At 72.3% G+C, this 25799-nt stretch carries 21 protein-coding genes; 11 read left to right on the plus strand and 10 right to left on the minus strand.

The genetic code is table 11. From position 1 onward, the window contains the following. The first annotated feature begins 30 nt into the window (after positions 1-30). The 3 genes from cofD (at position 31) to AMK31_RS16620 (ending at position 3417) form a co-directional block, all read left to right on the plus strand. A complete protein-coding gene (gene cofD / locus AMK31_RS16610; protein ID WP_073941315.1) occupies positions 31-990 on the plus strand; it encodes a 2-phospho-L-lactate transferase in 960 nt (319 codons plus the stop codon). Then, positions 987-2342, plus strand: coding sequence for a coenzyme F420-0:L-glutamate ligase (locus AMK31_RS16615; RefSeq protein WP_073941316.1), 1356 nt, complete (start codon positions 987-989; stop codon positions 2340-2342). Before cofD ends, AMK31_RS16615 begins: the two co-directional genes overlap by 4 nt. A 73-nt stretch (positions 2343-2415) precedes the next feature. Then, positions 2416-3417, plus strand: a complete 1002-nt coding sequence (locus AMK31_RS16620) for a DNA-3-methyladenine glycosylase family protein (protein ID WP_073941317.1) — start codon at positions 2416-2418, stop codon at positions 3415-3417. A gap of 73 nt (positions 3418-3490) precedes the next feature. On the opposite strand, the gene AMK31_RS16625 is transcribed toward AMK31_RS16620, so the two are convergent. Continuing rightward, positions 3491-4573, minus strand: coding sequence for a nucleotidyltransferase family protein (locus tag AMK31_RS16625; RefSeq protein ID WP_073941318.1), 1083 nt, complete (start codon positions 4571-4573; stop codon positions 3491-3493). Positions 4574-4713: 140 nt separating this feature from the next. Then, positions 4714-6054, minus strand: coding sequence for a peptidoglycan recognition protein family protein (locus AMK31_RS16630; protein ID WP_073941319.1), 1341 nt, complete (start codon positions 6052-6054; stop codon positions 4714-4716). Between the two features lie 140 nt (positions 6055-6194). Between AMK31_RS16630 and AMK31_RS16635 the strand changes: the two genes are divergently transcribed. From AMK31_RS16635 to AMK31_RS16650, 4 genes are all read left to right on the plus strand, one after another. After that, positions 6195-6953, plus strand: coding sequence for a TIGR03089 family protein (locus tag AMK31_RS16635; RefSeq protein WP_073941320.1), 759 nt, complete (start codon positions 6195-6197; stop codon positions 6951-6953). A gap of 179 nt (positions 6954-7132) precedes the next feature. Continuing rightward, positions 7133-8323 (plus strand): LCP family protein, encoded by a 1191-nt coding sequence (locus tag AMK31_RS16640; protein WP_241842660.1) that lies wholly within the window; start codon positions 7133-7135, stop codon positions 8321-8323. A gap of 273 nt (positions 8324-8596) precedes the next feature. Next, positions 8597-10411 carry an LCP family protein gene (locus AMK31_RS16645; RefSeq protein ID WP_073941321.1) on the plus strand — a complete coding sequence of 605 codons (1815 nt, stop codon included), beginning with the start codon at positions 8597-8599 and terminating at the stop codon, positions 10409-10411. Between the two features lie 152 nt (positions 10412-10563). After that, positions 10564-12207 (plus strand): LCP family protein, encoded by a 1644-nt coding sequence (locus tag AMK31_RS16650; RefSeq protein ID WP_079186867.1) that lies wholly within the window; start codon positions 10564-10566, stop codon positions 12205-12207. Between the two features lie 21 nt (positions 12208-12228). Here the strand turns inward: AMK31_RS16650 and AMK31_RS16655 are convergent, their stop codons facing one another. After that, positions 12229-13278 (minus strand): glycosyltransferase family 2 protein, encoded by a 1050-nt coding sequence (locus AMK31_RS16655; RefSeq protein WP_073941322.1) that lies wholly within the window; start codon positions 13276-13278, stop codon positions 12229-12231. A 128-nt stretch (positions 13279-13406) separates the two neighbouring features. Here AMK31_RS16655 and AMK31_RS16660 point away from each other — a divergent pair, with 128 nt between their 5' ends. After that, positions 13407-14876: an LCP family protein gene (locus tag AMK31_RS16660; protein WP_443333943.1), complete on the plus strand. Its 1470-nt coding sequence runs from the start codon at positions 13407-13409 to the stop codon at positions 14874-14876. Between the two features lie 96 nt (positions 14877-14972). On the opposite strand, the gene AMK31_RS16665 is transcribed toward AMK31_RS16660, so the two are convergent. Further along, positions 14973-15539, minus strand: a complete 567-nt coding sequence (locus AMK31_RS16665; RefSeq protein ID WP_073941324.1) for an acyl-CoA thioesterase — start codon at positions 15537-15539, stop codon at positions 14973-14975. 119 nt (positions 15540-15658) lie between these two features. On the opposite strand from AMK31_RS16665, the gene AMK31_RS16670 reads away from it, so the two are divergent. Further along, positions 15659-16954: an LCP family protein gene (locus tag AMK31_RS16670; protein ID WP_107468635.1), complete on the plus strand. Its 1296-nt coding sequence runs from the start codon at positions 15659-15661 to the stop codon at positions 16952-16954. Positions 16955-17034: 80 nt separating this feature from the next. Here the strand turns inward: AMK31_RS16670 and AMK31_RS16675 are convergent, their stop codons facing one another. The 5 genes from AMK31_RS16675 to AMK31_RS16695 are packed head-to-tail and all read right to left on the minus strand — an operon-like array spanning position 17035 to position 22111. Next, the gene (locus AMK31_RS16675) at positions 17035-17982 is read right to left on the minus strand and encodes a hypothetical protein (RefSeq protein ID WP_073941325.1); all 948 of its coding nucleotides are present in this window, start codon (positions 17980-17982) and stop codon (positions 17035-17037) included. Continuing rightward, the gene (locus tag AMK31_RS16680; protein ID WP_241842661.1) at positions 17979-19475 is read right to left on the minus strand and encodes a protein phosphatase 2C domain-containing protein; all 1497 of its coding nucleotides are present in this window, start codon (positions 19473-19475) and stop codon (positions 17979-17981) included. Before AMK31_RS16680 ends, AMK31_RS16675 begins: the two co-directional genes overlap by 4 nt. A 49-nt stretch (positions 19476-19524) precedes the next feature. Further along, on the minus strand, positions 19525-20190 hold the full coding sequence (locus AMK31_RS16685) for a vWA domain-containing protein (RefSeq protein ID WP_073941327.1): 666 nt from the start codon (positions 20188-20190) through the stop codon (positions 19525-19527). A gap of 29 nt (positions 20191-20219) precedes the next feature. Then, complete coding sequence (locus AMK31_RS16690; RefSeq protein ID WP_073941328.1) at positions 20220-20708, minus strand: hypothetical protein; 489 nt, start codon at positions 20706-20708, stop codon at positions 20220-20222. Further along, positions 20705-22111: a hypothetical protein gene (locus AMK31_RS16695; protein ID WP_073941329.1), complete on the minus strand. Its 1407-nt coding sequence runs from the start codon at positions 22109-22111 to the stop codon at positions 20705-20707. The genes AMK31_RS16690 and AMK31_RS16695 overlap by 4 nt, the downstream gene beginning before the upstream one ends. Positions 22112-22314: 203 nt before the next feature. Here AMK31_RS16695 and AMK31_RS16700 point away from each other — a divergent pair, with 203 nt between their 5' ends. Next, positions 22315-22974 carry a tellurium resistance protein gene (locus AMK31_RS16700; RefSeq protein ID WP_198948501.1) on the plus strand — a complete coding sequence of 220 codons (660 nt, stop codon included), beginning with the start codon at positions 22315-22317 and terminating at the stop codon, positions 22972-22974. A gap of 55 nt (positions 22975-23029) precedes the next feature. Here AMK31_RS16700 and AMK31_RS16705 read toward each other — a convergent pair whose 3' ends face one another. Next, the gene (locus tag AMK31_RS16705; protein ID WP_073941779.1) at positions 23030-24187 is read right to left on the minus strand and encodes an acyl-CoA dehydrogenase; all 1158 of its coding nucleotides are present in this window, start codon (positions 24185-24187) and stop codon (positions 23030-23032) included. 203 nt (positions 24188-24390) lie between these two features. Here AMK31_RS16705 and AMK31_RS16710 point away from each other — a divergent pair, with 203 nt between their 5' ends. After that, positions 24391-25734 (plus strand): UDP-glucose dehydrogenase family protein, encoded by a 1344-nt coding sequence (locus tag AMK31_RS16710; RefSeq protein ID WP_073941330.1) that lies wholly within the window; start codon positions 24391-24393, stop codon positions 25732-25734. Positions 25735-25799 lie beyond the last annotated feature (65 nt).

Here is a 25799-nt window from a genome sequence, read left to right on the forward strand (position 1 = left end):
TTGTCGTACCCGCCTGCAAGACTGAACCCCATGCGCATTGTGGTTCTGGCAGGCGGTATCGGCGGTGCCCGGTTCCTGCGCGGTCTCAAGCGGGCCGTGCCGGACGCGGACATCACCGTCATCGGTAACACCGGGGACGACATCCACCTCTTCGGGCTGAAGGTCTGCCCGGACCTCGACACGGTGATGTACACGCTCGGCGGCGGTATCAACGAGGAGCAGGGCTGGGGGCGAGCCGATGAGACCTTCCATCTGAAGGAGGAGCTGGCGGCGTACGGCGTGGGACCCGAATGGTTCGGGCTGGGCGACCGGGACTTCGCCACGCACATCGTGCGGACGCAGATGATCGGCGCCGGGTATCCGCTCAGCGCGGTGACCGAGGCGCTGTGCGACCGCTGGAAGCCGGGCGTACGGCTCATCCCGATGACCGACGACCGGGTGGAGACCCATGTCGCGGTCGACCTGGACGGCGAACGCCGGGCGGTGCACTTCCAGGAGTACTGGGTACGGCTGCGGGCCTCCGTCCCCGCCCAGGCGATCGTGCCGGTCGGCGCCGAGCAGGCGAAGCCGGCACCCGGTGTCCTGGAGGCGATCGCCGAGGCGGACGTCGTCCTCTTCCCGCCCTCCAACCCCGTGGTGTCCGTCGGCACCATCCTCGCCGTGCCCGGCGTCCGTGAGGCCATCGCCGAGGCCGGGGTGCCGGTGGTGGGTCTGTCCCCCATCGTCGGGGACGCGCCGGTGCGGGGCATGGCCGACAAGGTGCTGGCCGCGGTCGGCGTCGAGGCCACGGCCGCCGCGGTGGCCGAGCACTACGGCTCCGGGCTGCTCGACGGCTGGCTGGTCGACACCGTCGACGCGGCGTCCGTCGCGCGCGTGGAGGCGGCCGGCATCCGCTGCAAGGCGGTGCCGCTGATGATGACCGACCTCGACGCGACCGCGCGGATGGCCCGCGAGGCGCTCGCACTGGCGGAGGAGGTGCGCGGCGCGTGAGCACCGAGCACAGCGCGTACGGCACCCCGGCGGACGGCGGCGCCGCGGACGTTTCCCCCGCCTACCGGGTCTGGGCCGTGCCCGGCATCCCCGAGATCGCCGCCGGGGACGACCTGGCCAAGCTGATCGCCGCCGCCGAACCGGGACTGGCCGACGGGGACGTCGTCCTGGTCACCTCGAAGATCGTCTCCAAGGCGGAGGGCCGGATCGTCGAGGCGGCGGACCGCGAGGCCGCGATCGACGCGGAGACGGTCCGCGTGGTGGCCCGGCGCGGCACCCTGCGCATCGTCGAGAACCGGCGCGGCCTGGTGATGGCGGCCGCCGGCGTCGACGCCTCCAACACGCCGGCCGGCACGGTACTGCTGCTCCCCGAGGACCCGGACGCCTCCGCGCGGGCCATCCGCGACGGGCTGCGCGACACTCTCGGTGTCGACGTCGGCGTCGTCGTCACCGACACCTTCGGGCGGCCCTGGCGGTCGGGGCTCACCGACGTCGCGATCGGCGCCGCCGGGGTGCACGTCCTGGACGATCTGCGCGGTGGCACGGACGCCCACGGCAACCCGCTCAGCGCCACCGTCGTCGCCACCGCCGACGAACTCGCCGCCGCCGGCGACCTGGTCAAGGGCAAGGCGGCCGGGCTGCCCGTCGCCGTGGTGCGCGGGCTGCCGCACGTGGTCGCGGCCGGGCAGGACGGCGACGGCGCCCGGGCGCTGGTGCGCGACGCGCGCGACGACATGTTCCGGCTGGGCACGTCCGAGGCGGTACGGGAAGCGGTCACCCAGCGCCGCACGGTCCGCTCGTTCACGGACCAGCCCGTCGACCCGGGCGCGGTACGCCGCGCGGTGGCCGCCGCCGTGACCGCGCCCGCGCCGCACCACACCACGCCCTGGCGTTTCGTCCTGCTGGAGTCGCAGGAGTCCCGCACCCGGCTGCTCGACGCGATGCGCGAGGCGTGGATCGCGGACCTGCGCCGGGACGGCAAGAGCGAGGAGTCCATCGCCAGGCGGATGCGGCGCGGTGACGTGCTGCGCAACGCGCCGTACCTGGCCGTGCCGTGCCTCGTCATGGACGGCTCGCACACCTATGGGGACGCGCGGCGGGACGGGGCCGAGCGGGAGATGTTCGTGGTCGCCACCGGCGCCGGGGTGCAGAACTTCCTCGTCGCGCTGGCCGGGGAACGGCTCGGGTCCGCGTGGGTGTCGTCCACGATGTTCTGCCGGGACGTGGTCCGGGAGGTGCTGGGGCTGCCGGAGGACTGGGATCCGATGGGCGCCGTGGCGATCGGGCATCCGGCGGAGGCGCCGAGACCGCGGGCCGAGCGGGACGCGGGGGCGTTCATCGAGGTGCGGTGACCGTACGCTCGTAGAGTCCCTTTTCCACTGCTCCCCATATTTCTGCTGATCCCCATCCCTAGGACCTCACCTCGTGGCAGGACGTTTCGCTCCCCGGCCCACCCGTACGACCGTGCGCGGTGGGCAGGTCGCCGTGCCCGGCGGGGTGCCGCGGCCGGCGAGCGGGCCGGGGCGGGTGCGGACGTACGCGCCGGACGGGCCGCTGGATCTCGGGCTGGTGCTGGGGCCGCTGCGGCGCGGCCCCGGCGACCCGACGTTCCGGGCGACGCCCGACGGGTCCGTCTGGCGGACCAGCCGGACCCCCGCCGGGCCCGGGACGCTGCGGGTCACCGCGCACGGCACCGACGTGCGCGGCGAGGCGTGGGGGCCGGGGGCGGAGTGGCTGCTCGACCGGCTGCCGGAGCTGCTGGGGGCGGCGGACGACCCGTCGGCCTTCACGCCCCGGCACCGGCTGGTGGCGATGACCCGGCATCGGCGGCCGGGGCTGCGGCTGACGCGGACGGGGCTGGTGCTGGAGTCGTTGATCCCGTCGATCCTGGAGCAGAAGGTCACGACGGACGAGGCGTATCGGGCGTGGCGGCTGCTGGTACGGAAGTTCGGCGAGCCGGCGCCGGGGCCCGTGCCCGGGGGCATGTGTGTGATGCCGGAGCCCCGGACGTGGGCGCTGATCCCCTCCTGGGAATGGCATCGGGCCGGGGTCGACAACAAGCGGGCGTCGACGGTCCTGCGAGCCGTGCGGGTCGCCGCGCGGCTGGAGGAGGCCGTGCGGATGGACCCGGTCGCGGCGCGGGCGCGGCTGGAGGTCGTGCCGGGGATCGGGCCCTGGACGTCCGCGGAGGTCGTGCAGCGCAGTCATGGGGCGGCGGACGAGGTGACCGTCGGCGACGTGCACCTGCCGGGCATCGTGGGCTGGGCGCTGGCCGGGGACCGGGACGCCGACGACGCGGAGATGCTGCGGTTGCTGGAGCCCTATGCGGGGCAGCGGCACCGGGCGGCCCGGCTGATTCTGCTGAGCGGGAAGGTGCCGGCCCGGCGGGTGCCGAAGATGCCGGTGTGGGACATCGGACGTCTGTAGGCGCTGGGCGGGGGCGGGCACGCGACCCGGTGTGGCGGGGTGCTGCCGCGCCCACCCCCTCTCCCGCCGGCCCCTACTGATCCGACGAGAAGCGCACCGCCCGCGCCGGGATGCGGGCGTCGCACCACACCCGCATGCCGTCGCGGAGTTCGTTGTCGGGGCCGACGACCGCGCCGTCGCCGATGACCGTGCCGGTGAGGACGGTGCGTTCGCCGACACGGGCGCGGGTGCCGATGAGGGAGTCGGTGACGACCGCGCCGGGTTCGATGACGGCACCGGGCAGGATCGTCGAGCCGAACACCCGCGCGCCCTCGGCCACGAACGCGCCCTCGCCGACCACCGTGCCGCCCGCCAGCTTCGCGTCCGGCGCGACCGTCGCCGTGGGCAGGACGAGCCGGTCGCCGCAGCGGCCCGGCACGGCCGGGGACGGGGCGCGGCCGAGGACCAGGTCCGCCGAGCCGCGTACGAACGCCGCCGGGGTGCCCAGGTCCAGCCAGTAGGTGGAGTCGACCATGCCCTGGAGGTGGGCGCCCGCCGAGAGCAGGTCGGGGAAGGTCTCGCGTTCCACCGACACCGGTCTGCCCGCCGGGATCGTGTCGATCACCGAGCGGCGGAAGACGTACGCCCCCGCGTTGATCTGGTCGGTGACGATCTCCTCCGGCGTCTGCGGCTTCTCCAGGAACGCCTGCACCCGTCCCGTCTCGTCCGTCGGGACCAGGCCGTACGCCCTCGGGTCCGTCACCTTGGTCAGGTGGAGGGAGACGTCCGCGCCGGTCGTCTCGTGGGTGCGGACCAGGGCCCGGATGTCCAGGCCGGTGAGGATGTCGCCGTTGAAGACGAGAATCGGGTCGTCCGGGCCCGAGTGCAGCCGGGACGCCACGTTGCGGATCGCGCCGCCCGTGCCGAGGGGTTCCTCCTCGGTGACGTACTCGATGTGCAGTCCGAGCGACGAACCGTCACCGAAGTACGGTTCGAAGACCTCCGCCAGATAGGACGTCGCGAGCACGATGTGCTCGACCCCCGCCGCCCGCGCCCGCGCCAGCTGGTGCGTGAGGAACGGCACCCCCGCCGCCCTGACCATGGGCTTGGGCGTGTGCACCGTGAGCGGGCGCAGCCGAGTGCCCTTGCCGCCGACCAGGAGGATCGCTTCTGTCACCTGTCGTCTCTGCTTCCTGCCGGGACCGGCCGAACTGTCTTTCGGCCGGCCAGTGTATGCAGACCGTCGTCCGGCAGCTTCGACGGCGTGCGACGTCGCGTCGCGTTCTCATTCCCCCGCCCCCCTGCCGCTCGCCCGTCTCAGTCACGGCCCTGGTAGTACGCCGCGTATCCGCGGACCGAGCCGAGCTTCGCGTAGAGCTGCCGTCCCGGGCACTGTGTGGCGAATCCGTCCCGGTGCCCGGAGATTACATTCAGTCGTACCTTCTTACCTTTTCGGTAGAGATTGCCACCGCCGGACTTCAGATATGTCTTGCCACGCGGATTGCCCCCGTGCAGGCCCAGCTTCCATGCCGTCAGCCGGCCGAGTGCCTTCACCGTGGCTTTCGAGGGTTTGGCCGTGTCAAAGGTGCCGAGTACGGCGATTCCCATGCTGTCGGTGTTGAAGCCGAGGGTGTGCGCGCCCATGACGGGCTTCGTCACGCCCCCTGCCCGGCCCTCGTAGATGTTTCCGCACTTGTCGACGACGAAGTTGTAGCCGATGTCCCGCCAGCCCATGCTCTTCACGTGGTAGCGGTAGATACCTCGAATGACTGAGGGCGCCTGGGAGCAGCTGTAGTTGTTGCCGGTGGCGGAGTGGTGCACGAAGGCCGCTTTCACCTTCTTGGTGTAGACGAACTTCCTCTCGCGCAGCTTCTCGTCCGCGCCCCAGCCGCTGCGGCTGACGATGCGTGGGCGCGGGGCGGTCTTCGGCTTCGTCCGTACGTCGTCCTCGAGTTCGGCGGCGGAGAGCGACGCGAAGGCCGACGAGTCCAGGCCTGGGAACGCGGTGGGGCTGTCCTCGTCGGAGGCGTCTTCGTTCTCGGAAGAGTCTTCGTTCTCGGAGGTCTCTTCGTTCTCGGAAGCGTCCTCGTCGGAGGTGTCCTCGCCGTCTCCGGGGTCGACGAGTTCCAGGCGGAGACCGGACGGCAGCGGCGACCGCGCGGCACGGTCCCCGTGCCCGTCGGACTCTTCCGTCGCCCGCACCCTGACCTCCACACCGTCCGACTCCCCCACCCACAGCGGTGCCGTGGCGCCGCGGACGTGGTCCGAGGCGCGCTCGGAGGTGCCGGGATCGGCCGCGTGCTCGCCGGTGTGGCTCTCCAGGTCCTGCCATTCGGACCAGTCGCCGGAGTCCGCCGCGCGGGTGCGGACCTGGACACGGCCGTGTAGTTCGGTGTCGGGGTCCTCCCAGACGACGCCGACCAGCGAGAAGCGCCGTACGTCACGACGGGGCAGGCCCTGTTCGGCGGCGGCGCCGGGGACGCGGTCGGTGGTGAGCGGAGCGAGGGGCAGGGACTGGGTGCTGCCCGCGGCCTCCCTTACCCCTGCCTCCCCGGCCATGCCCGGTGCCGCGGCCGCCGGTGCCGCGGGCAGGGTCAGCGGGAGGGCGAGGGCGGCCGCACAGGTCACGCCGATGGACGAAGCAAGGAATCCACGCATGCCCCCGATCCTGGACATAGTCAGACAAGTCTGTCCATCGGGGACTTGGGCGGAACTGACGGGCCGTCGGGGTGCGGTTCGTCCGAACCGGTGGTGTCGCCACTCGGATCCGGGCGGCGCGCCCGCGTACGCTTGCGCGGGTGACTGCCACCGATCGCACCCCTGCCGACCTGCTGCGTTCCGCGCTCGCCGCGGACCCCGCGCGTCCCCTCGTGACCTTCTACGACGACGCCACCGGCGAACGCGTCGAACTGTCCGTGGCCACCTTCGCCAATTGGGTGGCCAAGACCGCGAACCTCCTCCAGGACGAGCTGTCCGCCGAGCCCGGGGACCGGGTCGCGCTGCTGCTGCCCGCGCACTGGCAGACGGCGGTGTGGCTGCTGGCGTGTTCGTCGGTGGGCGTGATCGCGGACGTGGAGGGCGATCCGGCGCGGGCGGACCACGTCGTGGCCGGGCCCGGGCGGTTCGAGGCGGGGCTGGCCTGCGACGGGGACCGGTACGCGCTGTCGCTGGCGCCGCTCGGGCGGCGGTTCGTCCCGAATCCGCCGGCCGGGTACTCCGACTACGCCGTCGACGTGCCGAGTCACGGGGACCGCTTCACGCCGTACGCGCCGGTGGATCCGGAGGCGCCGGCGCTGATCGTCGCCGGGGCGGAGTTCACCGGGGCGGAGATCGTGGAGCGGGCCCGGGCGGACGCGGGGGCGCTGGGGCTCATCGGCCCGGGCACGCGGATTCTGTCGGCGTTGCCGTACGACACCTGGGAGGGGCTGAGCGCGGGGCTGTACGGGCCGCTGGCGTCCGGCGGGTCCGTGGTGCTGTGCCGGAATCTGGAGCAGCTGGACGGGGAGGCGCTGGCCAAGCGGATCGAGAGCGAGCGGGTGACGGCGGTCTCCCGGTAGGCACGCGGGGCCCAGCGGCCGGGGCTGCGGCGAACCGCTGAACCTCTGAGCCGCTGGACCGCTGGACCGCTCCCTCACCCGTTCGGCCCACCCCACCCCGCGCCCCCACCCCATCCACGCCATGGTCGTAGGAGCAAGCAGGACGACACGCTCGTACGCCATGAGGGGTGGAGTCAGTCGTGATCGGCACCGCAGGCACGCCTTCCGGGCGCACGAGCCGGGCCCTCGGGCCGGGGCTCGGGGTGTCTGCCTCCGGCGTCGGGCTGATACGCCGCCGGCGGCGGCGCTGGATACGGTGCGGCACCCTGGGCGTCACCGCCGTCGTGGTGGTGGCCGTCGGGACCACTTCCGTGATCTACGCGAAGCTCGACGGGAACATCACCCCCGACGAGGCCGCCGCCGCCGAGCTGGCGCGCTACGAGCGGGAGCGCCCCACCGCCCTGGTGCGGGACGCGCGGAACATCCTGGTCATCGGCTCGGACTCGCGCTCCGGCGACGACAACGGGCGCTACGGGCGGGACTCGGGGACCGAGCGGTCGGACACCGCCATACTGCTGCACCTCGCCGCGGGCCGCCGCAGCGCGACCGCCGTGTCCATACCCCGCGACCTGATGGTGGACGTACCGGACTGCCGCCGCCCGGACGGCAGCCGTACCGAGCCGATGTTCGCGATGTTCAACTACGCCTTCGAATCGGGCGGCTCCGCGTGCTCCGTCCGCACCCTGGAGCAGTTGACGGGCATTCGCATCGACCATCACATCGTCGTCGACTTCACCGGCTTCAAGAAAATGGTCGACGCCGTCGACGGGGTGCGTATCTGCCTCAAGGAACCAATTCATGACAAGGCCGCCAAACTTCGCCTTCCCGCCGGCACGGTGACGCTCAACGGGGAACAGGCCCTCGGTTACGTCCGCGCCCGCAAGTCGCTCGGCAACGGCAGCGACACCGACCGCATGGAGCGCCAGCAGCGCTTCCTCGCGGCCCTCGTCAACAAGGTGCGCGGCAACGACGTCCTGCTGAACCCGGTGAAGCTGTACCCCGTGCTGGACGCGGCGACCTCCGCCCTCACCACCGATCCGGGGCTGGCCAGTCTGCGCGGTTTGTACCAACTCGTCCGTGGGCTCCGCGACATCCCCACCGAACAGGTGCAGTTCCTGACGGTTCCGAGGGAGTCGTACGTCTACAACGCCAATCGCGACCAGCTCGTGGAGCCGGAGGCGGAGCGCCTCTTCGAGCAGCTGCGTGCGGACCGCCCGGTGGCGGTGACCCCGGACCCGGGCCGTGCCGAGGACTCCGGGGAACCCGGATCGGACTCCTCCCCGGCCCCCACCTTCCGCGGGAACACCGCCGCGGACGACGACTGCCGATGACGTCATCCGGCCACCGCGGGACCACCGCCGGTAAAGCGCGCACCAAAACGACGAACTCCCGTTCAAGGAAATGCGCCGGATTGCCCAGTTGTAGGGACGTGGAATTTGTCACCGCCGTCGCTTGACGCTGAACTGGGCGGATAGTGTGAGCGATCCGGTGCACCCGGCTCCCCGGCCACATGTCCGTCCAGGGGTCGCGCACTGCATGTACGAGACCCGAGCGCCTCGGAGGGGGAAGGCGCCGCGTGGCCCCGACGGAGGATTCAGGCAACCGTGGACGCGCAAGGCCGTGGGCGGGCGGAGCACATCGACCCCGCAGACCAGTGGGTACTCAATCCGAACACCGGCGAATACGAACTGCGACTGAGCCCTTCCGCAGCGCAGTCGGCCGTCCCGGGTCCGCGCAGAGCCGCCTCCCGTGGCCGCGGCGCTCCGCAGGGCCGGGAACGCCGTGAGCCCCGCCCCTCCCAGGACGAGCGGAGTGGTGCGCGCGAGGGCCGGGACAGCCGTGAGGGCCGGGGCGGCCGGGAAGGGCAGAGCGGCCGTGAGGGCCGGGGCAACCGGGAGGTTCCCGGGCCGCGCCGCGGCCGGGGCGCCGCGCCCGAGCCCGCGCCGGGGCGGCGCGGCAGACGCCCGGTGAAGAAGAAGCCGCGCGCCAAGAAGATACTGCTGTGGACCAGCGGCACGGTGGCGTTCCTGCTGGTGGCCGGGGCGGGGGCCGGGTACCTGTACATCCAGCACCTCAACGACAACATCACGTCCGTCGCCGACGACGGGGCGAGCACCGGTGGCTTCCGCAAGGACGAGGCCATCAACATCCTGCTGATCGGCACGGACAAGCGCACCGGCGCGGGCAACGAGTCCTACGGCGACAGCGGCAGCCCCGGACACGCCGACACCACGATCCTGCTGCACGTCTCCAAGGACCGCTCGAACGCGACGGCGCTGAGCATCCCGCGCGACCTGATCGTGGACATCCCGGACTGCCCGACCACGCAGGAGGACGGCAGCCAGAAGGTGATCCCCGGCACGCCGAGCGAACGCTTCAACACCAGCCTGGGCCAGAGCGGCCGGACGCCGAGCTGCACCATGCGCACGGTGACGGAGCTGACCGGGATCAAGCCGGACAACTTCATGGTCGCCGACTTCAACGCGGTCAAGACGCTGACCACGGCGGTGGACGGTGTCGAGGTGTGCCTGGCCAAGGACATCAACGACGAGGACTCCAAACTCAACCTGCCCGCGGGCACCCACAAGATCGAGGGCGAGCAGGCGCTGGCCTTCGTCCGCACCCGGCACTCGGTGGGCAACGGCGGCGACCTGAGCCGGATCAACCTCCAGCAGCAGTTCCTGAGCGCGCTGATGCGCAAGCTGAAGTCGAACGACACGCTCACCGACCCGGCCAAGATGATCAAGCTGGCGGAGACGGGCACCAAGGCGCTCACCGTCGACTCCCAGCTGGACAGCATCGGCAAGCTGAAGGACCTCGGCCTCGAACTGGGCAAGCTGAACGTCAAGAACCTGACGTTCACCACGGTGCCGGTGATCGACAACCCGGCCGAGACCGTCAAGGCCACCGTCGTGCCGCATCCGACGCAGGCGCAGGAGGTCTTCGACGCGATCGCGAACGACGTCTCCTTCACCGCCGTCAAGGAGAAGAAGGCCAAGGAGAAGGCGGCGGTCGCGGCCCGGCTGAAGGGCACGAAGGCGGACCCCTCGGAGGTCCGCGTGCAGGTCCTCAACGGCGGTGCCCCCGCCGGCAGCGCGCAGGAGACGCTCCAGTGGCTGCAGAACGACGAGGGCGTCACCAAGTCCGAGAACGCGGGCAACGCCGACGCCGCGCTGAGCAAGACCACGCTCGAGTACGCGCCCGAGCAGGCCGACCAGGCCCGCCGGCTGGCCGCCATCATGGGCCTGTCCGGGTCGGCGATGAAGCCGGGCGAGAGCGTGACCAACTCCCAGGGGCTGCCCACGATGACGCTGACCCTGGGCAAGGACTTCAAGGGCGCGGGGGTGTCCCTGACCGCTCCGTCGAAGGCGCCGGATGTGGAGAAGTCCACGGCAGACAAGGTCAAGTGCGCCAGCTAGCCGATCGGTCGGCGAAATTGGGGGGTAACCCCACGGGTCCGTCGTGCGTCTGACTTGACGCGGGGCGGACCCGTGTCAGGCGCAGGGCGGGGAGGGCAGGGGTTGTGGCGCAGAGCAGTGTGCGGGGGGACGGTCCCGCGGTGGAGGACACGATGTCCCTCGCCGCGCGGGACGAGGACCCGCAGAGCGGGGAACCGGGCGGGGAACCGGGCGGCGGACCGGCGGAAGGCCGCGGCAGACACGGCGGTGGCGGCGGTGGCCGGCGGCGCGGGGGCCGTCGCGGCGCCGGGCGCTCCCGGGGACGGCGGGTGCTGCGCTGGTCGGCGACCGTGCTGGCGGTGGTCATAGCCGGCACCGCGGGAGCGGGCTACCTCTACTACCAGCACCTGAACGGCAACATCAAGAAGGACAAGCTCAACCTCGGCGACAACAAGATCGCCGCCCCGACGCCGAACGCGGCGGGTCAGACCCCGCTGAACATCCTGCTGATCGGCTCCGACGCCCGGGACAACAAGGAGAACCAGAAGCTCGGCGGCGCCCGGGAGACCTTCGGCGGCACCCCGCTCGCGGACGTCCAGATGCTGCTGCACCTGTCGGCGGACCGCAGCAACATGTCGGTGGTCAGCATGCCGCGCGACACCCTGGTGCAGATCCCCAAGTGCACCGACCCGGACGACGGGAAGGTGTATCCGGCGAGCACCCGGCCGACGGCGACCAACGAGAGCCTGGGCCATGGCGGTCCCGGTTGCACGGTGGCCACCTGGCAGGAGCTGACCGGCATCCACATCGACCACTTCATGATGATCGACTTTGCGGGTGTGGTGTCCATGGCGGACGCCATCGGCGGGGTCCCGGTCTGTGTGGACGCCAACATCCACTCCCGTAACGCCTCGGGCGAGGGCTCCGGGCTGAAGCTGGAGAAGGGCACCACCAAGATCAAGGGCGAGACGGCCCTCAAGTGGCTGCGCACCCGGTACGGCTTCGGCGACAACACCGACCTGTACCGCGCCGAGGCGCAGCACATGTACATGAACTCGATGGTCCGCGAGCTGCGCGCCAACGCCACCCTCAGCAATCCCAACAAGCTCCGCAAGCTCGCCGAGGCGGCGACCGAGGCGATCGTCGTCGACGAGGGCCTGGGCACCATCGCGAAGATGTACGACCTGGCCAACGAGCTGAAGAAGGTGCCGACCGACCGCATCACCATGACGACCATGCCGAACCGGCTCGTCGGCAACCGGGTGGAGCCCACCGACGACGCCGAGACGGTGTTCCGGATGGTGCGCGAGGACGTCGCGCTGGACGGCAAGGACAAGAAGAAGGCCAAGAAGGAGGAGAAGGAGTCCTCCGACCCGGCGGCCGCCGACGAGGAGATCGCCGTGCAGGTGCGCAACGGCACCGGGACGGACACGCTGGCGCCGGTCGGCGGCCGGGCCGCGGCGGTGACGCAGCTGCTCACCGGTGAGGGCTTCACCCAGGCCGTGGCGGACGGCTCGGCCTATCTCGCGCAGCCGACGACGGTGGTCCGCTTCCCGAGCGCCGACCTGGAGGGCGACGCCCAGCGGGTCGCCAAGGCCCTGGGCATACCGCTGAGCGCGGTGAAGAAGTCCACCGACGTGTCCGGGGTCACCCTGATCGTGGGCGCGGACTGGCGCGAGGGGACGAAGTACGAGGCGCCGAAGAAGGAGGAGGACAAGACGCCGGAGTCGGCGAACGCCCTCAACGCCTCGGACGACTCCAAGTGCATGGAGGTGAACCCGAACTACACCTGGGAGAAAGAGAAGGAGAAGGAGTAGTCCGGGTCACCTCGGCGGTGCTCAGCCGACCGTCACGTCCGGGTTGCCGGAGCCCGGCACGGCGGCCCGACGGGACGCGATGACCTTCCTGGCCAGCGACTTCGGGCTGGTCAGGAAGCCGAAGCCCCAGGACATGTGCATGGTGGCGAGGGCGACGGGGATCTGCAGGCGGGCCTTGAGCGGCAGCCCCTTGCCCGCGGGCACCGACCCGGCGACGATCGCCGCGAGGTAGCCGCCGGGGATCACGAAGCCCCACGGGGTGAGCGCCGCGCCGACGACGATGCCGGCCGCGATCGCGCAGACGGCGGTCGGCGGGGCGAGGTAGCGCAGGTTGATCGACCCGGCGTGGTAGCGGGCGACGACGTGCCGCCAGCGGCCGTAGTCCTTGTACTGCTTGGCGAGGGCCTTCACCGACGGCCTCGGGCGGTACGACACCTTCAGCTCGGGCGAGAACCAGATGAGCCCGCCCGCCTCCCGGATCCGGAAGTTGAGCTCCCAGTCCTGGGCGCGGATGAACTCCTCGTTGTAGCCGCCCTGCTGTTCCAGCGCCTCGCGCCGGAAGACACCGAGGTAGACGGTCTCGGCCGCCTGCGCCTCGCCACCGGTGTGGAAGGCGGCGTTGCCCACGCCGATCTTCGAGGTCATCGCGGCGGCGACCGCGTGCTCCCAGTCGTTCTCGCCCTCGGCGTGCATGATGCCGCCGACGTTCTGCGCACCGGTCTCCTCCAGGAGCCGGACCGCGGTGGCGATGTAGTCGGGCGAGAGCATGCCGTGGCCGTCGACGCGGACCACGATCGGGTGCCGGGAGGCCTTGATCGCCGCGTTGAGGGCGGCGGGGGTGCGGCCGGTCGGGTTCGGCACGGTGTGCACCCGTGGGTCCTCGCGGACCAGCTCGGCGGCGATCTCGTCCGTGCGGTCCGTCGACGGACCGAGGGCGATCACGACCTCCATCTCGCCGGCGTACTCCTGGGCGAGGATCGCGTGGACGGCGCCGCGCAGATGCCGCTCCTCGTTGAGGACGGGCATGATCACAGACACGGCGGGGAGCTGCACGTCGGGCTTCGCGTTCATAGGGGGCTCACGTTACCGCGAACGGGGGACACCGGTGCGCCCCGCCGGGGACGGTGCACCGGACCGCAGATCGTATGGGCCTACGGTGCTCACGGTTCCGCGTACGGCCGTCGTCCGGAGGTGTCCCTTTGTCCGCACCGCCTCGGTCCCCGGGCCGGCCCGAGCGCCGCCCGCAGCCGTCCCGCCGCGCGTCGCGTCCGCCCGTCCGGCGGAAACGGCCGCGCTGGGCCGTGCGGGCGGTGACCACCCTGTCGGTGGTGGTGCTCGCCTCGGCGGGGATCGGGCACGCGGTGCTCACCAGCCTGGAGGCGGACATCGCCCGGGTCGACGCGTTCCGCGACATGAAGAACCGGCCCCGGGCCGGCCACGGGATGAACGTGCTGATGGTCGGCACCGACGGGCGCGAGAAGATCAGCGAGGCCGAGCGGCGCCGGTACCGGCTGGGCGGGGCGCCCTGCCGCTGCACCGACACGATCATGATCGTGCACATCTCGGAGGACCGGGAGCGGGCGAGCGTGGTGAGCCTGCCGCGGGACTCGTACGCCGAGCTGCCGCCGCACACCGACGCGACCACGGGCGAACGGCACGCCGGCCATCCGATCAAGCTGAACGCGGCGTACGCGGAGGGCGGGCCGCAGCTGACCGTGCGCACGGTCGAGCACATGACCAAGGTGAAGATCGACCACTATCTGGAGGTCGACTTCACCAGCTTCATGAAGACCGTGGACGTCCTGGGCGGGGTGAAGATCTGCACGGCCCAGCCGCTGAAGGACCGTTACAGCGGCCTGGACCTGCCGGCCGGCACCCACACCCTGCACGGCGGCGAGGCCCTCCAGTACGTCCGTGCCCGCCATGTCGACGGGGCCTCCGACCTCGGCCGGATGCGGCGCCAGCAGCGGTTCCTGGCCGCGCTGATCGACCACGCCACCTCCTCCGGGGTGCTGCTGAACCCGATGAAGTTCCGGGACGTGGCCCAGGCCGTGCTCGGCTCGGTGCGGGCGGACAAGGGCTTCGGCACGGGCCAGCTGCTGGACCTGGGGCGGGCGATGCGGAACTTCTCACCGTCGTCGTCCGAGTTCACGACCGTCCCGATCGGGCACATGGGATACGTCGTGGAGGGCGTCGGCTCGACCCTGAAGTGGGACCCGGTGAAGGCGGAGCGCCTCTTCCGGGCCCTGCGCGACGACCGGCCGCTGGCCGCCGCGCGCCCGAGGAGCACGCCGGCGCGGGTGGTGGAGGTGCCCCCGCGGCAGATCCACGTCCAGGTGGAGAACGGCACGGACACGGCCGGGCTCGGCCGGCGCGCGGACGCGGCCCTCTCGGCGACCGGCTTCCGCACCACCGGCCGGCCGGTGAACGCTGCGGAGCGGTCCGTGCGGCGCACGGTGGTGGCGTACGACCCCCGCTGGGACCGCTCCGCGAAGTCCCTCGCGGCGGCGCTGCCCGGCAGCGAGCTGCGGCCGGTGAACGGGCAGGGCCCGCTCCTGAAGGTGATCGTCGGCGCGAACTACAAGGGCGTCACCGAGGTTCGCGCGGAGACCCCGCGCCCGGCCGGGGAGTCGCCGGTGGTGCGGGGCGACGAGGTGGCCTGCACGTGACCGAGCGCACGTGACCGAGCGCACGTGACCGACCCGCATATGACCGACCCGCATGTGACCGAGCGCGCACGGCCGGTCCGTGTCGACCCCGGCCGGTCAGTCCTCGAAGCCCTCGGCCGCGCGCTTCTCGCGGAGGTCCATGATGGCCCGGCGGCGGGCCAGGCGGTGGGTGCGCCGGATCTGGGCCTCCTGGTAGCGGCGCCGGTCGCGTTCCGTCTCCGGGATGACCGGCGGGACCTGGCGGGGCTTGCCGTCGGCGTCGACCGCGGCGAAGACGAGATAGGCGGAGCCGACCTGGGTGGGCGGGGTGGACTCGTTCCAGCGCTCGGCGAGGACGCGGACGCCGACCTCCATGGAGGTGCGGCCGGTCCAGTTGACCTGCGCCTTGACGTGGACGAGGTCGCCCACGCGGACCGGCTCCAGGAAGGCCATCTCGTCCATGGACGCGGTGACGGCGGGACCGCCGCTGTGCCGGCCGGCGACGGCGCCCGCGGCGTCGTCGACCAGCTTCATGATCACTCCGCCGTGCACCGTACCCAGCAGGTTCGTGTCGTTGTGGGTCATGATGTGGCTGAGTGTGGTCCGGGAAGCGGAGGTGGGCTTGCCCGGGATGTCCGGGATGCCGGTAGTCTCCGGCTCCGCGGCGCTGGCCTGGTCTGTCATGTCCTCCACCTTATGCCGAACGGGCATCCGGCGAATTTGTGTCGTCTTCGCAACAGCATCGCCCCTGTTTTCCACAGGGCCTTGTAAAGCACACAGCCGCGACCGGCACACTGGGGCGCATGAATGACTGGCCCGAGGGATGGTCCGACGACAACCGCGGCTCGCGCTACGGACGCGGCAGCGCCGGCGCACAGCCGGAAGGTGCCCGCGTGATGCGCCAGGTGCGGCGCGGCGGCCCAGCGGTGCCGCCCGCCTCGGGCCCGGCCGCCCCGCCGTACAACGCGGGAGTGCCGCGGCAGCCGTCGTACGTCGACGGCGGCGAGGGCGACTTCGGCGGGTACGACAGCGGCTACAACACCGGGCAGGTCTACGGCACCCCCGGCGGCCAGGGGCCGTCCGGTCCCGACGGTCCCAGAGGGCGCGGGCCGCGTCCCGCGCCGAACTGGCGGCGCCGGATCAAGGTGACCGCCATCACCCTCGCCACCGTGCTGATCGTCACCACCGTCGGCACCTACTTCTGGGCCGACTCCAAGCTCAACCGCGACGTCGACCTGTCCACGGTGATCGACCGGCCCGAGAAGGGCGAGGGCACCAACTACCTCATCGTCGGCTCCGACAGCCGCGAGGGCATGACCGACGAGCAGAAGAAGGAGCTGCACACCGGGTCCGCCGAGGGCAAGCGCACGGACTCGATGATGATCCTGCACACCGGCGACAACGGCCCGACGCTGATCTCGCTGCCCCGTGACTCCAACGTCACGATCCCCGAGTTCCAGGGCTCCGAGTCCGGCAAGCGCCGGGCCGCGATGGGCGCGAACAAGCTGAACGCCGCGTACTCCATCGACGGGCCGACCCTGCTGGTGCGCACCGTCGAGTTCAACACCGGCCTGCACATCGACCACTACGTGGAGATCGGCTTCGCCGGCTTCGCGAACATCGTGGACGCGGTCGGCGGTGTCGAGATGGACATCCCGCAGGACATCAAGGACACCAAGTCCGGGGCGAACTTCGAGAAGGGCAAGCAGACCCTGAACGGCGAGGAGGCCCTCGCGTTCGTCCGCACCCGGTACGCGCTGGCCGGCTCCGACCTGGACCGCACCAAGAACCAGCAGAAGTTCCTCAACGCCCTCGCCAGCCAGGTGGCCACCCCGGGGACGATCCTCAACCCGTTCAAGCTCTACCCGACCATGGGCGCCGGCCTGGACTCCCTCGTCGTCGACAAGGACATGGGCCTGTACGACCTGGCGTCCATGTTCTGGGCGATGAAGGGCGTCAGCGGCGGCGACGGGAAGTCCATGAACATGCCGATCGCGGGCAACGCCGCCAACGGCAACCTCCAGTGGGACATGACGAAGGTCGAGACGCTGGTGAACCAGCTGAAGAACGACGAGAAGGTCACCGTCTCCGGCAACTGAGGCGACCGAGGCGACTTGGGCGACCGAGGCGGCTGCGGCGACTGAAGCGGCCGGCCGGACGCCGGGCCGCGCGCGGCGGATCAGTCACGGAGGCTGATCCGCCCGCGCTGCCGGGGCCCGTCGAACTTCGAGCGGTCCACCGCCGGTCTGGGGGCGGGCGCGGCGGCCATCAGCTTGATGGTCTCCCGCCCCGCCAGCGCGGTACGCCACTGCCCGAGGTGCGGCCTGGTCCCCCGTGGTCCCGCCGCCTGCTCCCACAGCGCCCGGACCGCGGTCTCCCGCCGCTCGTCGAGGACGCCGGGCAGCAGGTCCAGCGGCCGGCCGGGGGCGACATAGGCGTCCTGGGCGAGCACCCGCCCCACCACGAGAGCCGCCTTGTAGCGGTCGCTGTCCACCGTGACGGCGCCCGCCGGGGCGAGCGGGTCGTGCCAGTCCGGGGTGTCCGCCTGGTCCAGGACCGGCGGCCGCCCCGCCATCCGCACGCCGTCGCAGTCCAGCAGGTGCACGGCAGGTCCCGGCCGTACGGTCCACAGCACGTTCGCCTGGGACACGTCACCCACGACCAGGCCGAGGGCGTGCATCCAGCCGAGGAGCTCCACCACGGCCACGACGAGGGCGTGACGCTCGGCCGGCGACGGCTGCGGCACCGCCTGCCAGGCCGCCTTCGGCTCCCGGAGCAGGTACGACAGCTCGATCAGCCGGGTGTCCCCGCGCGTCGTGCGCCACGTCATGGAGTCCGGGGCGCGGCGCATCAGGAACCCCGTCGCCCGCCCGCCGTCCACGACCCGGCACAGCGGCCACGCCGTCTCCCGGTCCAGCCGGTCCCGTTCGGCGCCGCCGAGCTGCTGGCGCAGCGCCACCAGGTCCGCGAGCACACCGCCGTCGGCCTTGTGCGGCTCCCGGTAGCTCTTGTACAGGAGCCGTCCCGGGCCGGCGACGTCGAACACCTCGCCCTGGCCGCCGTCCCCGATACGGTCCTTCAGGTTCAGGCCGCCGAGCGGGACGTCGGCACCGTCGTCGGCGCTCATGACGGGGTCTCCGCGGTCTCCCACAGCACGACGGCGGTGCGGTCGTCGTCGTACGACTTCACCCGGTACTGGAACTGCCACAGGAAGTCCGCCGGGGCGGGCACCGGCCCGGAGCCCCAGGCGCGGGCGAGGAAGTCGCGCATGCCGGCGTCGCCGGCCAGCGGGGTGGACAGGCCGTCGGTGCACAGCACCAGCACGTCGCCGGGCTGGGCCGGGCCGATGAGCTGCACCTGCGCGCGATGGCTGTGCGGCAGCGCGGCGGTACGGGTGTCGATCACCCCGGCGCCTTCACCGTCGCCGTGCGGGTCCGGGTCCGTGATGCCCAGGTACCAGCGGCCGTCGCGCAGCAGCGCGGTGCCGCCGTCGCCCACGGCCAGGAAGCCGCGCACCCGGACCGCCGGGTCCAGCGGCACGAGCAGCATCCGGAGCGTGGTGGAGTACGCGCCCGGGTCCTCGCCCCGCTCTCGCGCCTGGTGCGCGAGCAGGGTGGCGACGTGCCGCAGCGCGGGGTCCGCCGCCCCGGCGAACCGGGCCGGGTCGGCCTCGCGCAGCGCCGCGGCCAGCTCCGCCGCGACCGTGTCGAGGTAGAGCGCGGCGAGCCGGCAGGCCTGCTGGGAGCCGACGTGGGAGCGGGCGGCGGAGCCGACGCCGTCCGCCACCGCGAGCAGCAGCAGCTCGTCGGCGCCCTGCTCGCCGATCCGGGTCACGGCGAGGGAGTCCTGGCGCGGCTCGGCGTGATACCGGTGCGAGTCGCCGCGTACGGAGGCCGCCCGCACCGTCAGCGCCTCGTGCGCGGCGCCGTCCACCACCATGTCCGGGATCAGCGCGGCACTCGGATCCACCCGCACCCTCGGCACCGCGCGCGGCTCCGCCGGGTACAGCGGCGGCTTGCTCCCGGAATGCCAGGGGTCCCCGAGCCCGGGAATCCCGGCATCGGGGGCCTCCGGCGCGTCCGGCGGGTCGGGAGGGGTGGGGGCTGCGGCGGCGGGGGGTTCGGGGGTGGGGGTGGCCTGCGGGGGTGCCGGGGGTGGGGGTACGTCGTGCGGGGGTGCGGGCGTGGGTACGTCCTGCGTCGGCGCTGGGGGCGCGGGCGGGTGCTGCACCGGTGCCGACGGGGCGAGCGGGTGCTGCCCGGCGGCCGCGCTGTAGGACTGCGGGGGCGCCTCCGGCACGGGTGCGACCTGCGGCGGCGCCGGGGGCGCGGACGGGTGCTGCACCGGTACCGGCGGTGCCGGCATGTGCTGCCCGGCCACGGCGCCGTAGGACTGCGGAGGCGCCGAGGGCGTGGATACGTCCTGCGCCGGCATGTGCTGCCCGGCCGCCGCGTCGTAGGGCTGCGGGTACGGGTCCGGTGACGGTGGGGCCGGCCGGGATTCGGTAGTGGGTGACGGGCCGGGGGTCCGGGGACCCGAGACGATCTGGTCGACGCTCTGCCAGGTCTCGGCCAGCGGGTCGTGCGCGCCCGGACGGGGTGGGGTGTCTTCGGCGTTCACGTGCACCGGGCTCCGTTCTCGTGTCGACCGCCGGCGTGGACGGCCGCGGTCACAGCTTGTCCAGGGAGACGGTGGAGAACCCCGGAACCGTGTCGTCGACGGCCAGCGTGAAGCCGCTGCCGCCGTCCGCCGAGATGCTGGCGGCGGACCGGACGATCGACCGGGTGAGGCTGGAGGCGAACTCCCGCAGCGCCTGGGCCGGGGAGACGCTGGAGTCCTGCTGCATGAAGGCCCGGAAGTTCGCGACCTGCCCGATCGTGGCCTCCTCCGCCTCGCCGATGCCGAACGCGATGATCTTCGGGCAGAACCGGGACTGGCTCAGCTCCTTGTACGCCTGCTCCCAGCCGTCGTCGGTCGGTATGCCGTCCGAGAGGAAGAACGCGACCGGGCGGTACACCTCGTGCCCCTGCGCCTTCAGCGCGGCCACGTCGGTCTCGATGCACTGCCTGAGCGTGCGGAACGCCTCGCCGTACGAGGTGAGCCCGCCGGCGGCGAGGGCCGGCACCTCCTCGATGTCGCTGAGGTCCACGAGCGGCTGCAGGACGGTGGCGGTGTCGGAGAAGCCGATGAGGCAGAAGCGCGTCTTGTCGGCGACGGACGGGTTGGTGCTGATCTCGTGGTGGAGGTCCGGCAGCGCTCCGTTGATGGCGTCGATCGGCTCGCCGATCATCGAGCCGGATTCGTCGCAGAGCAGGTAGAAGGGAAGGATCTGCAAGGTCTGGTACCTCCGGCGGTGCGGGCGGGTCAGTACGTGTAGAAGTAGATTTCGAGGTCGGCGTGGCCCGTGGCGGCCCCGCCCTTCCAGAAGTCGCGGGTGGTGGCGTCCCGGAACATGTCGGGGCGGGCCTTCTTCAGCAGGCTGTTGATCTGGTGGGCGTAGTCGCCGCCCGCTCCCGGGTCGGGGTGGCGTCCGAAGGTCAGCACGAACGCGGCCTGCCGTCCCGTGTACCGCTCGGTCGCCTTGCGCAGGCCCCGCACCATGGCGTCCCTGTCGCCGGGTGCCGCGTCGACGGCCACCTTGACGGGGGTGCGGACCACGGCCCGGGGACCCTTGTGCCGGGGCTTGCCGGGCTTCGCCGTCGCGGTGGCCGACGGGGACGGCGAGGCGGAGTCGGCGGCCCGCGCGGCCTGGGGGTCGCCCTGGTCGCCCATGGCCACCAGCGCGAGCACCAGCAGCAGGTCGGCGAAGAGCCAGCCCGCGAGGTGCAGCGGCTGGAACCCGCGGCGCTTCATCGGGTCTTGGTCAGGGACGTCGGGACGTTCCGCCGCGGTTCACCGGGATCCTCGGTCTCCGTCTCACCGGTGACCGGCGCGGCCGCACCGGCCGTCGGCACGGGCGTACCGGCCGTCGGCACGGGCGTACCGGCCGTCGGCACGGGTTCACCGGTCACCGGCGCCGACACCGGCACCGGCACCGGCGCGCGGTCGGCGGGATGTCCGGCCGGCCGGTCGTCCCGGCCCCCGCCGGCCCGGTTCGCGACCCGCATCTCGTCCGCGACCCGCATCTCGTCCGCGAGCCGTGTGAAGCTCTCCGCCGCGCCGCGCAGCGCGCCGGTCTGGGCTCCCAGCTCGCGGGCCGCGCGCTGCGACTCCTCGACGGCACGTGCCGTGCTCTCGGTGATGTCGCCGAGCCGGCCGAGCAGCTGGGCCACGACATCGGTGGTCACCTCCAGGCCCGTGGTGTACGCGCGCTGGGAGGCCGCCAGCACGGTCACCGACTCCTCCACCCGTTCCCCGACGCTCTCCACGGCGAGCCGTATCTCGCCGTGCGTGCCCTTGACGTCGCCGAGGGCGGTGCCGACCCGTGTCCCGTTCTCGCTGACCGCGGTCTCGATCCGGGCGACGGCGGCGGTCAGCGGCTGCACGGACTCGTCGACCTCGGCGAGCCTGCGTTCCGCCGCCTGGACGGCGTCGCCGACGATCCCGGCCGCCGAGCTGAGGTCCTTCTGGGCCCGGACGGCCTTGCCGCCCAGCTTGTTGAGGGTGGCGGCCGCCTGGGTGAGTTCGGCGGAGAACCGCTGCGGCGAGCTGAGCCGATGCCCGTTCAGGACCAGCTGGGCGCGGGTCAGTACGGGGACGAGCCGGGCCATGAGGTCCTCGTCGGCCCGCTCGGCCGCCTCCTCCCGCCGGGTGACGGCGGCCCGGCGCAGCCCGTGCACCAGGACGAGCGCGAACAGCACCCCGATGGCCGCCGTGGCGCTCATCGCGACGTGGCCGAACGTGAACGCGCCGGTGAGGTGTCCCTCGAAGCCGGACTGCCACAGCTGCAGGAACGGCCGGGCGGCCGCCTTCGGGTCCGCCCCGGTCAGGGCCTCGTAGGCGCTGGACGCCCGGGTCAGGCCGTACCAGGTCACCATCAGCGGCAGGAAGACGAGCGCGCCCAGTGCCGCCTCGACGTAGGTCCAGGCCTTGTGTTCCGTCTGCCGCGCGTCGCTTCGGCGCAGGCTCTCCGGCCGCGCGTAGGCGGTGAGGAGGTCCAGTTCGGTCCAGGGTTCGAGCGCGGTGGGGTCCTGGTCCGCGAGGGCGTCCGCGAGCGCGGTCAGTTCGCCCCTGCGTGGTTCGAGACCCGGCCGTTCCGCCATCTCCCTGACGCTTCGCGCGACCACCTGGCGGTCCAGCAGGACGTCAGCGGGCATTCCCACCCCCCATGACACGATGTGCACGGGGGCGCGTGACGGTGGCGGTCGCGGCTCCCCACCGTACGACCTGCCTGGCTCCCCCGACCGGTCACACGCACCCGACGTGTGACCAGGGCCACCGAGCGTACTCCAGACCCCCAGGGCTTCGCATAGACTCGAAGAACCGCATCGCGCGTCAAGTGGCGGATGAGGAGGGGGCGTTGGCCGACGACAACCGTCCGCGAGGCACCATCCGGCTGAAACCGGTGAAGCCGGCGGCCGGCCCGGACCGCCCGGAGCGCGCCCCGGCCCGCCCGGACACCCTGCTGACCAGGGCGGCACCGCAGGCGCAGGTCGCGGGGCGCGGCATCCTCCAGGTGAACCTCAACTGGTCGGTGGCGACGGAGGCGGACCTGGATCTGGGGTGCCTGGTGTCGTTCGCCGACGGGTCGGGCATCGCCGTGCAGCCGCTGGGCAACGCGTTCGGCTCGCTGACCGGGTGGCCGTACGTGCAGCTCGACCAGGACGACCGCAGCGGCGCGTCCTCGGACGGGGAGACGGTCCGGGTCGACCTGGGGCGGCGGGAGAGCTTCCGGCGGCTGCTGTTCTACGTGTACGTCTACGAGGGCGCGGTGGACTTCCGCCGGCTGGGCGCGGTCGCCACGGTCACCGCCCCTTCCGGGACCTTCCGCATCGCGCTCGACGACTCCCCGGGCGGCGCCACCGGCTGCGCGATCGCCCTGGCCACGTCCGGCCCGAAGGGGCTGACGGTCCGCAGGGAGGTGCGCTGGTTCTCCGGCACGGAGCGGCAGCCGGTGCAGGAGGCGATGGACCGCGCCTACGGTTTCGGTTTCCCCTGGGTGTGGGGCACCAAGGACTGAGACGTCCCGGGCCCGGCGCGCGGGCCCGGGACGCTTCGTTCCGCCGGGGCGGCCGCTACGGCAGGTTGCGCGCCATCACGATGCGCTGGACCTGGTTGGTGCCCTCGTAGATCTGGGTGATCTTGGCGTCGCGCATCATGCGCTCCACCGGGTAGTCACGGGTGTAGCCGTAGCCGCCGAGGAGCTGGACGGCGTCCGTGGTGACCTCCATGGCCACGTCGGAGGCGAAGCACTTGGCCGCGGCGCCGAGGTAGGTGAGGTCGGCGTCGCCGCGCTCGGAGGCGGCGGCGGCCTGGTAGGTCAGGGCGCGGGCGGCCGAGATCTTCATGGCCATGTCGGCGAGCATGAACTGGATGCCCTGGAAGTCGGCGATCGGCTTGCCGAACTGCTTGCGCTCCTGGACGTAGCCCTTGGCGTAGTCGAGGGCGCCCTGCGCGATGCCGAGGGCCTGGGCGGCGATGGTGATGCGGGTGTGGTCCAGCGTCTTCATCGCGGTGGCGAAGCCGGTGCCCTCCTCGCCGATCATGCGGTCGGCGGGGATGCGGACGTTGTCGAGATAGACCTCGCGGGTCGGGGAGCCCTTGATGCCGAGCTTCTTCTCGGGGGCGCCGAAGGAGACGCCCTCGTCGGACTTCTCGACGACGAACGCGGAGATGCCCTTCGAGCGCTTCGACGGGTCCGTCACGGCCATCACCGTGTAGTACTCCGACACGCCCGCGTTGGTGATCCAGCGCTTCACGCCGTTGAGGACCCAGTGATCGCCGTCGCGGACCGCGCGGGTCTTCATACCGGCCGCGTCGGAGCCCGCGTCGGGCTCGGAGAGGCAGTACGAGAACATGCCGTCGCCCTTGGCGAGCGGCGTCATGTACTTCTTCTTCAGCTCCTCGGAGCCGGAGAGGATCACGGGGAGCGAGCCCAGTTTGTTCACCGCGGGGATCAGCGAGGAGGACGCGCAGACGCGGGCCACCTCCTCGATCACGATGACGGTGGCCAGGGCGTCGGCGCCCGCGCCGCCGTACGACTCGGGTACGTGCACCGCGTGCAGATCGTTGGCGACCAGCGCGTCGTGCGCCTCCTGCGGGAACCGCGCCTCCTCGTCCACGGCGGCGGCGTGCGGCGAGATCTTCGCCTCGGCCAGCGAGCGGACGGCGTCGCGGAGCATGTCGTGCTCCTCGGACGGGCGGTACAGGTCGAAGTCAGCCGATCCGGCCAAGGTCACTCACGCTCCAAGGACGCTAATTACCGTTAAGTAACACAAATTTTAGGGCCCTGCCCACAGCAGGGGTACGTGAGCTTGGCGACAAGCGCCGAGACGGACGAGGCACAGAGACAGACGAATAAGACACGGGAAAGGTGCCCGGCGAGCGGCCCGACTATGCTCGGGCTCCGCATCACCGCCGTACCCCAGGAGCACGCATGGCCCTCAAGATCACCGTGATCGGCACCGGCTATCTCGGCGCCACGCACGCCGCGGCCATGGCCGAGCTGGGGTTCGAGGTGCTGGGCCTGGACGTGGTCCCCGAGAAGATCGAGATGCTGCGGCGGGGCGAGACCCCGATGTACGAGCCGGGCCTCGACGAGCTGCTGCGCAAGCACGTCGCCGGGATCGAGGGCTCGACCGGGCGGCTGCGCTTCACCACCGACTGGGCCGAGGTCGGGGCCTTCGGCGACGTGCACTTCGTCTGCGTGAACACTCCGCAGCGGCACGGCGAGTACGCCTGCGACATGTCGTACGTCGACGCCGCCTTCGCCTCCCTCGCCCCGCACCTGACCGGGCCCGCCCTGGTCGTCGGCAAGTCCACGGTGCCGGTCGGCTCCGCGGACCGGCTCGCCGCCTACCTGGCCGAGCACGCGCCGGCCGGCGGGGACGCCGAGCTGGCCTGGAACCCGGAGTTCCTGCGCGAGGGCTTCGCCGTCGAGGACACCCTGCACCCCGACCGGATCGTGGTCGGCGTGCGCAGCGACCGGGCGGAGAAGCTGCTGCGCGAGGTGTACGCCACGCCGGTCGGCGAGGGCACGCCGTTCGTCGTCACCGACTTCCCGACCGCGGAGCTGGTGAAGACGTCGGCGAACTCCTTCCTCGCCACCAAGATCTCCTTCATCAACGCGATGGCGGAGGTCTGCGAGGCCGCGGGCGGCGACGTCGCCAAGCTGGCCGAGGCGATCGGCTACGACGACCGGATCGGCCGCAAGTTCCTGCGCGCGGGCATCGGCTTCGGCGGCGGCTGTCTGCCGAAGGACATCCGCGCGTTCATGGCGCGCGCCGGCGAGCTGGGCGCCGACCAGGCGCTGACGTTCCTGCGCGAGATCGACTCGATCAACATGCGCCAGCGCGGCCAGATGGTGGAGCTGGCCCGGCAGGCGCTGGGCGGCGGCCCGTTCCTGGGCAAGCGGGTGGCGGTGCTGGGCGCGACCTTCAAGCCGGACTCGGACGACGTCCGGGACTCGCCCGCGCTGAACGTGGCCGGGCAGATCCACCTGCAGGGCGGCCAGGTCACGGTCTACGACCCGAAGGGCATGGAGAACGCCCGCAGGGTCTTCCCCACGCTCGGCTACGCCGAGTCCGCGGTGGAGGCGGCGCGCGGCGCGGACGTCGTCCTGCATCTGACCGAGTGGCGGGAGTTCCGCGAGCTGGACCCGGAGGCCCTCGGCGAGGCGGCGGCGGCCCGGGTGATCCTGGACGGCCGCAACGCCCTCGACCCGGAGCTGTGGCGGCGGGCCGGCTGGACGTACCGGGCGATGGGCCGCCCGACCGCGTAAGCGCCAAGCGCTCAGGACTCACCGGCGACGCCGGTTCGGCCGAGGCTCAGTCGGCCGAACCGGCG

The organism is Streptomyces sp. TSRI0107 (assembly GCF_001905845.1).
GTDB lineage: Bacteria > Actinomycetota > Actinomycetes > Streptomycetales > Streptomycetaceae > Streptomyces.